Raw genomic sequence first — 9330 nt, 5'->3', positions numbered from 1 at the left:
CCTGGTCACTGCGCGGGTTTTCATGACAGCGGAATCCCCACCGAACTCCCAACGCGTTGCAAACTACGGTGGTGAGAGCATGAGGGTGCAAGATGCGACATGCGCAGCAGTTGCCGACAAGATGAATCCCACAAACGTAGGGCGATTCTGACGCTCCCCGCCATCTAAAAAGATAACGGAAACTGTCTAGCTCTCGGGCCATATGTTTCCGCCACTCTTAGTAAGCTACGGATTAATCCAGCGGCTTGTAGACCGTTGCGTCGATCTCAACCTTGGCATCGACCATGATCTGCGAACGTACGGTGGACCTGGCTGGTCCGCCGTTGGGAAAATAACTGGCATACACCCGGTTGAAGGTCCAGAAATCACGGGGATCATCCAGCCAGACACCAACCTTAGCGATATCCTCTAGCGTACAGTCTGCAAGCGCCAAGGCCGCGATCAGGTTTTCCATCGTCTTACGGGTTTGGCTTTCGATGCCACCGGCCTCGATTTCGCCATTTTCCTTCATGGCGACTTGCCCCGAAATAAAGACAAAATCACCTGCCCGTACTGCAGGTGCAAATGGCAACGCTTGCCCACCTGCGCCAGTGCGATCGTCGCCCAGCCGCTCAATTTTCTTACTCGTCATTTCTGATAGTCCTTTGATTGCTCGAGTGTGGATTTGGAAGGGATCGGATCAACAGCACCATAACCCATGGTTGAAAGGGCAGCGCCCTGGTTGGCGGTTTCAGCGGCCTTTATAATGTCGCCGTCCCGCAAATAGTTGGCCAGGAAAATGCCATTGAAACAATCGCCTGCACCGGTTGCGTCTTTGGCATCCACTTGGGCTCCGGAGATCGTGCGGTTCCCGTCAGTGCTAGACACCGCCACCCCGTCGGCACCAAGTGTCAGCGCAACGATGCGCGCGCCCAAATTGTGATAAAAGGCGATAATGTCCTGTGGGCTGTGCAACCCGGTCAACTGTCGTGCATCATCCAAACCGGGCAAGGCAATGTCGCATTGGCCCATAAGGTCATGGGTTACGGTGCGGGCCTGTTCCAATGACCAAAGCGCGGTGCGTAGGTTGGGATCAAAGGCTACCTTTACACCGTTTTGCTTTGCAATCGCGACCGCATGAAACGTTGCCGCGCGCAGCGAGGTGCTGACCCCAAGACTAATGCCTGATGAATACAACATCTGCGTCTGAGAAATCGCAGTTTCGGGAACATCATCTGCTGTTATTCGACTGGCAGCAGATCCTTTACGCCGATATACAAAATGGTGCCCATCGTCGTCGTGGAAAACAAAGTAGAGACCAGTTTCTTGTCCCGACATAACCGTAATATGGTCTGTACTGACCCCTTCTTGTTGCCAAAGTTTGCAAAGCTGGGCACCAAAGGGGTCATCACCAACCCGCGAGATCAGCCCAACGCTTGTTTCTTGCCGAGCCGCAGCGATAGCGACGTTTGAAACATCGCCGCCAAAACCGGGTTTAAAGGTGCCATTAGGCAGGGAATTCAGCTCGTACAGCGGTTCTCCAAGACAGAGAAGATTACACATGTTGCGTCACCAAACCTTGCCGCGGGCGGGCACGGGGCAAGGCCCAAGACTTTGTTCCCCCCGGATGAGTTGGACCTCGTCCAGCATGTTGCTGACAACGCAAACATGGTTTGGAACAATCCGCAGGCGGTCGCCAACTTTCAGGTCAATTGCATCTGCGGTCAGCACCCCATGTTCTTCGGACAGGCCCGCGACCTTGATGTCGGGACGTCCCAGAACGTGACCGTGACCGTCCAGCCCGAGCAGATCAGAGGTCAGAACCTTGCTTCCGGCATCAATCACTGCGCGATTGTCCGCGGGGACTGAAATGACAGTGACCAATACCGACAGCGCGCAATCGTCCCAGCTACACACGCCGCGCTCCTGAAGTGAGCGGTCGTTATAGACATAGGTGCCAATGCGATATTCGGTGGCCACAGGAACATCCTGAGCCTGCCACATCCTTGGGGAACCGCCGTTTGAAATCACCGGCACATCCAGTCCACTGGACTCAATCATGTCTTTGGCTGTAGACAGCCAAGCCTGTATAGTTTCTTCCTGACCAATTGGTGGATAGGTCATCAGCCCACCAAAACTCAGCCCGTCCTGTGCATCGATGTGCAGGGCAAGGTTCTTGGCGGCTTGGGGTGTCATAGCCCCACAACGCGCGCCGCCGGTGTCACATTCAACCAATACAGCCAGCAGCGACTTTGCATTTGCAAATGCCCTCGCGAGCCCTGCAACGGTTTCAGCATTGTCGGCCACAACGCTCAACCTTACCTTGTCGGCGAGCGCCCGCAGTCGGCGAAGTTTCTGATCACCAAGGATGTTAAAGGTGATCAAAACATCGTCGATACCACCTTCGGCAATCATAGCTTCGGCCTCGCTGATTTTTTGGCAGGTGATGCCAATTGCACCGGCCTGGATCTGCCGTTTGGCGATCATCGGCAGTTTGTGGGTTTTGATATGTGGGCGCAGCTTTAGGCCATGGGCATCGCAATGGGCCTGGAAACGATCAATATTCGCTTCGGCGATATCCAGATCAACCAGTACGGCGGGCGTGTCGATTTCGGAAAATGTCATGCTGTTTCCATTTCGAATGGGGCCGAAACGATAGGCCACAAGTGGCGCGTTAGTCGGGTGTATCGGGTTTGGGTTGGGTCGTTGGGATAGGGTCCATTGACGGCAGCATAGAGTATTTCAGCCGCGACAGAGGCAAAAGCGCCGTGGAAATGGTTAGTTGATTTCACAACCAGCACTTTGCGGGAGCCAATATCGATGCCCAAGTTGGTGAAAAGATCTGGAGAAAACGCTTGCGAACGATTGGAATTCAACACCACTTCGATGCCCCCAACGCGAACTACGGCACAATCCCCCAATGGAACGATAGAAGTACCGAAGCTTTGCACCGCATCTTCGACGACTTTGATCACGGTAACGGTTGCATCAATTGGTGCACCTGCAAATGCCGAGGTTTTTCCGCCAAAACGCAAATCCAGTTCGGCCCCTTCTCCGGCGGCATGACACAACCGCACCGCCATCGGGTCCCAGATGGTGCCAAGCGCCATTGACCTCATGTTCATGTCCAGCGCGGCGCGTAGCAGGATGGTGGAATCTCCTGCCACTCCACCACCGGGGTTGTCCCAAACATCGGCAATCACCACCGGTCCATCTTTGGCGTCGCGTGCCTGGGCCAGTGCATCCTCAACGCTAAGGAAATCCGGTTTGGTGGTTCCGCGAAATGAAAACAATTCCATGCCCAAATCACGTGCCAATGTGTCGCCCGCGGCTTTATCCGCATCCGAAATGACGATGATCTTGGCCCCAAGATCGGGTGAGTCACCGGCCATAAAACCGTGAATGGTGGATATCGACAGCGCCTGACCGGATGCCTCGAGGGCTAGCATTTTATCCACGAAGCCACGCATAGGTGCACGGCTGGTGGGGAGCACGTCAATCATGTGCGCGTCGAATACGGACAAAACCGGAGATATTTCCCCGCGTGCTGCACGTAGGGTCAAATCAACGCAGGCCTCGCCGGTTTCAACAAAATCAGTGTGCGGAAATTCCTTGAACACGGTGATGATATCCGCGTTGTCGACGCGGCGCGCGCTAAGATGGCTGTGCGGGTCAAAGGTAACTCCGATACAGGTGTCGGGCCCGCCAATTTTGCGAACGGCTTCGATCAGCATCCCTTCACAGTCAACGCAGCCATCAGCGATCATGGCGCCGTGAAGTCCCAATACAACTGCGTCAACAGGTAAAGCAGCGCGCAACTGGTCCAACACTTCATTACACAACCGGGTCCAGGTTCTGGCGTTGACCAGACCTCCGGGCTCAGCCCAGGTGGCGGTGCCTTCGATGAGCTCGATCTCTCCGGTTTGGGCGCGTTTTCGCAAGGCAGGAAAGACCGCGCTGCACAGGGTTGGTGTTTCTGGATGCTGCCCCGGAGCGGCGTAAAAACTCTGCGAGAAATCTGAGAAATCGGTGCGCAAAGGCGAGAACGTATTGGTTTCGGTCGCAACCGAGGCGCAGAAGACCCGCATATTTCGATCCTTTAGTCAGAAAGGTGGGCAGGCATTCCAAAAACACCTGCCCGTGTCCCCACCCACGCAAACGCAGGTGAGGTGGGAGTGATTTAGTTGAGGTATGCAGCTGCATTTGCAGCGGCCACTTCGGCTTTGAACATGTTCAACAGCTCGCCTGCACGGGCATCCATGTTTTCAGCGACATGCGCCTCAAATGCAGGCTGGGCAGCGCCGGCCATGGCAGCGCGTTGATCTGCTGACAGAGCGGTCACTTCGATCTGATCCATCAGGCCAGCAAGTCCACGATCCGATGCTTCAATGATGCGCGATAGTCCGCGACTTGCAGCAACGCAGTTTTCGGCGGCCGTGTGCAGGGTCGCCTGTTCACTGTCGCTGAGACCTTCGTAGAACGCGCGGTTGACCATAAAGGTATAGGGCGAGAACAGGTGATTGGTCAGCGTCATGTATTTTTGAACTTCGGCAAAGTTGGCAAAAGAAATGATTGGAACCGGGTTCATTTGACCGTCAATCACGCCAGTCTGCAGACCCGAATACACTTCGCCCCAGGACAACGGATAGGCTTCGGCACCCAGCGACTGCATGATTTTCTGGTGAGACGGCAGGGTCATTGTACGAATGCGGATGCCGTCAAAGTCTTTCAGATCGGCAATGGCGTGCTTGGAGTTGGTCACTGCAAAGAAACCACCTGTGTCCGGGAAGCCCAGCACAACCACATCACCCAGTTCGGCCTCAATATCTGCCGCCAATTCTTTGCCAAATGCGCCATCAAAGACCTCGTAGGTCGATGCGTTACCGTCGAAAGCAAATGGTAGGTTCAGCACGTCAATACGCGGGTAATAGCTGGCCAAAGCACCTGTGGATGTCAGTGTTGCCTGAATGATACCATCGCGCACCTGCTGGACGTGCTCGGACGCTGACCCCAATTGGTTAGAGCCAAAAACTTCGACTGAAACAGAGCCGTTGGTGTCGGCGGTGACGATGTTCGAGAACACGGCTGTACAGGCATGTGCCGGGTTTTCAAACGGGTCGGTTTTGTTGTCGTGGCCGAACTTGATCACGCCGCCGTCCGCATAGGCACTGCTGGCTGTCATTGTCGCGGCAATGGCCAAACCTTTGATAATTGTTTTCATAGTTTCCTCCAGTTGGTTTTTAGTTGTTGATTATTGGGCGTAGCCAAGCAGACGGGGGAGCCAGAGAGCGGCGTCCTCCCAGAAAGCAAAGGCAAATAAGATGGCGACCTCGGCGATCAGGAACGGCATCAGCTTAATTGAAATGCGTTCCAGTCTTTCACCAGTGACCGAGGACAGGACAAACAGGCAGGCCCCGACCGGGGGCGTCATCAGCGAGATGTTGAGCGCCAGGACAAAGATGATACCCGCGTGGATCGGCTCGAGCCCGACCTGTTCGGTCAGTGGCACCAATACAGGCGCCAGAATGATCAGGATCGCGGTGATATCCATCACCATGCCAACGACAAGCAGCAAACCAATGATAATCGCGATTACGGCGTAGCGATTGTCGGACAGGCCCAGCACCGTTTCGGCGATCAGTTGTGGGATGCGTTCAAAGCTCATCCACCAGCCAAGAATGCCGGCAAAGGCGATGATGACAAAAATCACCCCCATGATCCGCGCAGTGCGCACCAGCATTCCGTAGAAGCCCCTGAGCGTTAGTGTGCGATAGACAAAAACGCCGATGAACAGGGCATAGGCCACGGCAATTGATGCCGCCTCGGTTGGCGTGACGATGCCGCCCAGAATGCCGCCCAGAATGATCACAGGCATGGCTAGCGCTGTAAGGGATGAGACAAAGGTGTTCCAGATTTCACGTGGGCTTGCGCCGCGAATGGCCTTGGGCAAGTTTTCGCGTTTACCACCAATGGCGATAACGCCCATGCAAACCAGACAGATGACAAGACCAGGCAGAACGCCAGCAGCAAACAGCCCTGCAATGGAAACGCCCATCAGCGAGCCATAAACAACCATCAATCCCGAAGGTGGAATAGTCGGCCCAATGATCGATCCAGCAGCAGTTACGGCGCAGGCATAGTCGCGTTTATATCCTTCATCTACCATGGCCGGAACCAAAGTGCGGCCAAAGGCTGCGGCGTCTGCAGTGGCAGATCCCGTCAAGCCGGCAAAGAACACTGACGCCAGCATATTGGTATGCGCCAATCCACCGCGAAATCGTCCTACTAAAACCTGCGCCAGTTTGACCAACCGGTTGGTGATGCCGATGTCGTTCATGATTTCACCCGCCAGAATGAAAAACGGCATGGCAAGAAAGGGGAATATATTCAGCCCGTTAAAGATCTTGCTGGGACCGATCTGCAGGAACTGGGTTCCGCCCATTTCAATCAGGCCAACAACTCCGGCCAATCCAATCGCAAACCCAATTGGCATGCCAAACAGGACAAGGGTGACAAAACAGATGGCAACGATCATGGCAGTTCTTCCTCCAGATGATCAGAAAACGGAGGATTGTCGATGTGCGCGCCCATATCGCGTAGCAGGACAAGGACGAGTTGCAGAGAAGAAAGAAATGCCGCGACTGGAATAGCTGCATAGAAAGGCGCAAGACTCGCACCAAAAATCATCGCATGGCGTGGTGCGCCACTTTGGGCAAACTGAATGCCAAACCAAGCAACATATAGAAACAGGGCAAGCGCAAGTAGATCCATACAGATCAGGGCCATGCGACGTAGCTTATATGGCAACACCATTATAAAAGCTGTCAGTCCAATATGATCGCGTCGTGCAACACCAGACGAAACCGCCAGCATTGCGGCCCAAATCATCAGGTAGCGGGCCAAAACCTCGGGCCAGGGCAATTGCCAGTGAAAATGGTAACGGTCCACTACCCCCAGCCAGACATCAAGAACCAAGGCGAGCATCAATGCTGCGACAATGGCTTCGACTACCGTGTTGATCTTGGCGCTGGTTGTTTCAGCCCAGTTACGCATCGGTTCCCTCCCCTGAACGAATGTGTAATTTAGGTACATTTAAGTGTACTTCGGACGTGAGATCAACCGATTTTTGTTACTAAGTTACATTATGGAGGCCAATTACTTGTGGCATATGGGAATTTTTTATCAATTTGACCATCATATGTATCTAAATTACATTTCCTCTTATCGCCATTGGAGATTGCTGTGACATCAAACAACACCGAATCCGAATCTTTGCCCCTTCCGCCGCAGAAAGGGCGCTCGGGGGTTGCCGACGTTATTTCGGCTCTGCACCGGCACGACGGAAACCTGGCTACGCAGGAGCAAAAGGTGGCCAATTACGTCAAGGAGCATCTTGAAGACGTGAGCGCGATGACAATCGCTGAGTTGGCAGGGTATTGCGAAGTCAGCACTCCTACAGTGATCCGGTTTTGCAGAACGCTGGGCTGTGACGGGTTTCGCGAGTTCAAGCTTCGGCTGGCGCAAAATCTGGCGGTCAGCATGCAATATATGTCGGCGGTTTCACAGCCCGTGGCGACAGGTGGCGATACGGCAATTGATCAGATTCTGGGTGCAATCTATGCAACGGCAAACGTGATGCGCCAACAGATTGACCCAACCGCACTTGCGCAAGCACAAGCCGCTTTGCTGAATACAAGACATTTGTTGTTTGCTGGCATAGGTGGTGGTTCGTCGAATGTGTCACAAGAAGCGGCCAACCGGTTCTTCCGGCTGGGCATTCCGTCTTTCTCGACCAGCGACAGCTACATTCTGCAAATGCGTGCGGCGACACTTAAGGCGGGTGATGTTTTGTGTTTAATCTCTGCCAGTGGCGAAGCGGACGCCATTGTCGGCGCCGCCGAAATAGCCGGCAGCTACGGAGCCACGACAATCTGCATAACCAAGCCTGGTACTCGGCTTGCAAAGGCTTGCACGATCCCAATACTGGTCGATCTCCCAGAGGATCGGGATATCCACAAGCCGACTGCTTCGCGGTATATTCACATGATTATTGTCGACGCTCTTGCTTTATCAGTTGCCCAGGAAATGGCGCATGAAACAACCGAGAACCTGCGACGTATAAGGGCCTCCCTGACCGCATACCACGGCAGAACAGGGCCTCAGCCACTGGGAGATTAGAGGCAATTAAAACAATGGTAATGCCAAGCGAAAGGAGTGCCTGTAAGCCATATTTATATACCATAACAAACCTAACAGGCCCTGCAGATTGCAAATGATGCGCGCCACTTTGACTTGAGATTTATGATTGATAACAGACTGTTGGCACTTAGAAGGAAGTGGCATGAAACGTTGATGCTCGGACAGCTTCGTTTCGCGCCTTGGCTCCGGAGGTGTCGGGTTTTCACAGCAGGGAGTTGTCGCGTGGCCCAATGACAGTATGGGCACTATGGGCTGTAATGGCGTCGCGGTATTTGCACGTGTCGTAAGCCCCGTCCCCGGTGATACTGACAATCTCTTGGTCGGGTGGGATCTGATCGGGTAGATCAGGTAATGTAGGTGCTTCACCGATGTTGCTGTTTGTGATCTTAGGGGTACTTATTTCCAGGGTTTTCTCATTTATCCCTCACTCAGAGGATGTTCCATTCGCCTTCTGCCTTGATGCCTGTACTGTCAATCAAGTGATGCCGAGGACCTCCTGGGCCACGATATGGAATGTTCATCACTAAGGATTTCTGGCGGTGACACAGGGTACTGCAATCGGGACCGCCCAGCTCAGCCCGATCAGCTCAAGTTGGCTTTCTACAAACCCTGTCGTTTGCCTTTTGAGGCTAGCTGAACAGAATCTTAAAGGTCAGACACGTTTGAACTGCAGCGTCGCTATAAGCTTGCGCCATCCCCGGCGACCAGAAGGTTCGGCTTCCAAAATCATCACAGCATCAAACCAAATTGACTGGGAACCGCGCTGTATACACATTCCGCCCTTGTTACTCCTTATGCCGCGATCTTTGTCGATCACCTCGGTTTGTAAAAGGGGAGGCAGGCTGGCAGATCGTTTCCAAAATCTGGCACCTCGAACGTGTCTTAGATAATGTCGCTGACCCGAGTTCAGCATAATCAAATAAGGACTAAAGCGGTCGTTTGACTGTTTCAGTTGAATGACCGTTTAGTCCGCATTCCTGACCTTGAACTTGAGCCTAATTTGCTATTACGGCAAACGGCAGCAAAGCGAGGCGCGGACGCAGCATCGGACCGTATCGGCGAATGTCTGGTATGGGCCTATTCTGTTGAAAAACTCTTGTTGATTTAGGGATGTCTGACTGATTCAATTTCCTTATTGATATGAGAGGTTGG

8 protein-coding genes and 1 pseudogene are annotated in these 9330 nt (G+C 53.6%); 1 reads left to right on the top strand and 8 read right to left on the bottom strand.

The annotated features are described in order from the left end of the window. Positions 1–232: 232 nt before the first annotated feature. From AC2T28_RS24720 to AC2T28_RS24690, 7 genes are all read right to left on the bottom strand, one after another. A complete protein-coding gene (locus AC2T28_RS24720; protein WP_167682288.1) occupies positions 233–631 on the bottom strand; it encodes a RidA family protein in 399 nt (132 codons plus the stop codon). Then, on the bottom strand, positions 628–1542 hold the full coding sequence (locus AC2T28_RS24715) for a sugar kinase (protein WP_486751266.1): 915 nt from the start codon (positions 1540–1542) through the stop codon (positions 628–630). Before AC2T28_RS24715 ends, AC2T28_RS24720 begins: the two co-directional genes overlap by 4 nt. 6 nt (positions 1543–1548) lie before the next feature. Beyond that, a complete protein-coding gene (locus tag AC2T28_RS24710; RefSeq protein WP_486751265.1) occupies positions 1549–2604 on the bottom strand; it encodes a D-TA family PLP-dependent enzyme in 1056 nt (351 codons plus the stop codon). Next, on the bottom strand, positions 2601–4067 hold the full coding sequence (locus tag AC2T28_RS24705; RefSeq protein ID WP_486751264.1) for a M81 family metallopeptidase: 1467 nt from the start codon (positions 4065–4067) through the stop codon (positions 2601–2603). Before AC2T28_RS24705 ends, AC2T28_RS24710 begins: the two co-directional genes overlap by 4 nt. A gap of 92 nt (positions 4068–4159) precedes the next feature. Next, a complete protein-coding gene (locus tag AC2T28_RS24700) occupies positions 4160–5200 on the bottom strand; it encodes a TRAP transporter substrate-binding protein (protein WP_486751263.1) in 1041 nt (346 codons plus the stop codon). A gap of 30 nt (positions 5201–5230) precedes the next feature. Next, on the bottom strand, positions 5231–6514 hold the full coding sequence (locus tag AC2T28_RS24695; protein WP_486751262.1) for a TRAP transporter large permease: 1284 nt from the start codon (positions 6512–6514) through the stop codon (positions 5231–5233). After that, entirely contained in the window at positions 6511–7032 is a 522-nt protein-coding gene (locus AC2T28_RS24690) for a TRAP transporter small permease (protein ID WP_486751261.1), read from the bottom strand. Before AC2T28_RS24690 ends, AC2T28_RS24695 begins: the two co-directional genes overlap by 4 nt. 189 nt (positions 7033–7221) lie before the next feature. Between AC2T28_RS24690 and AC2T28_RS24685 the strand changes: the two genes are divergently transcribed. Beyond that, positions 7222–8157: a MurR/RpiR family transcriptional regulator gene (locus AC2T28_RS24685; RefSeq protein WP_486751260.1), complete on the top strand. Its 936-nt coding sequence runs from the start codon at positions 7222–7224 to the stop codon at positions 8155–8157. A 226-nt stretch (positions 8158–8383) separates the two neighbouring features. Here AC2T28_RS24685 and AC2T28_RS24680 read toward each other — a convergent pair. After that, a pseudogene (locus AC2T28_RS24680) lies at positions 8384–8944 on the bottom strand (transposase); the annotation flags it as partial. Positions 8945–9330 lie beyond the last annotated feature (386 nt).

The sequence above is a fragment of the Parasedimentitalea nitratireducens genome, assembly GCF_057444295.1.
The sequence above is the reverse complement of the archived record's forward strand: the minus strand, read 5'-3'. Positions and strand labels throughout refer to the sequence as shown.

What these genes read in the sequence shown, in the direction of transcription:
- AC2T28_RS24715 (WP_486751266.1), bottom strand. Translation starts at nt 1,542, where the DNA reads ATGTGTAATCTTCTCTGTCTTGGAGAACCGCTGTACGAGCTGAATTCC.
- AC2T28_RS24690 (WP_486751261.1), bottom strand. Translation starts at nt 7,032, where the DNA reads ATGCGTAACTGGGCTGAAACAACCAGCGCCAAGATCAACACGGTAGTC.
- AC2T28_RS24700 (WP_486751263.1), bottom strand. Translation starts at nt 5,200, where the DNA reads ATGAAAACAATTATCAAAGGTTTGGCCATTGCCGCGACAATGACAGCC.
- AC2T28_RS24695 (WP_486751262.1), bottom strand. Translation starts at nt 6,514, where the DNA reads ATGATCGTTGCCATCTGTTTTGTCACCCTTGTCCTGTTTGGCATGCCA.
- AC2T28_RS24710 (WP_486751265.1), bottom strand. Translation starts at nt 2,604, where the DNA reads ATGACATTTTCCGAAATCGACACGCCCGCCGTACTGGTTGATCTGGAT.
- AC2T28_RS24705 (WP_486751264.1), bottom strand. Translation starts at nt 4,067, where the DNA reads ATGCGGGTCTTCTGCGCCTCGGTTGCGACCGAAACCAATACGTTCTCG.
- AC2T28_RS24720 (WP_167682288.1), bottom strand. Translation starts at nt 631, where the DNA reads ATGACGAGTAAGAAAATTGAGCGGCTGGGCGACGATCGCACTGGCGCA.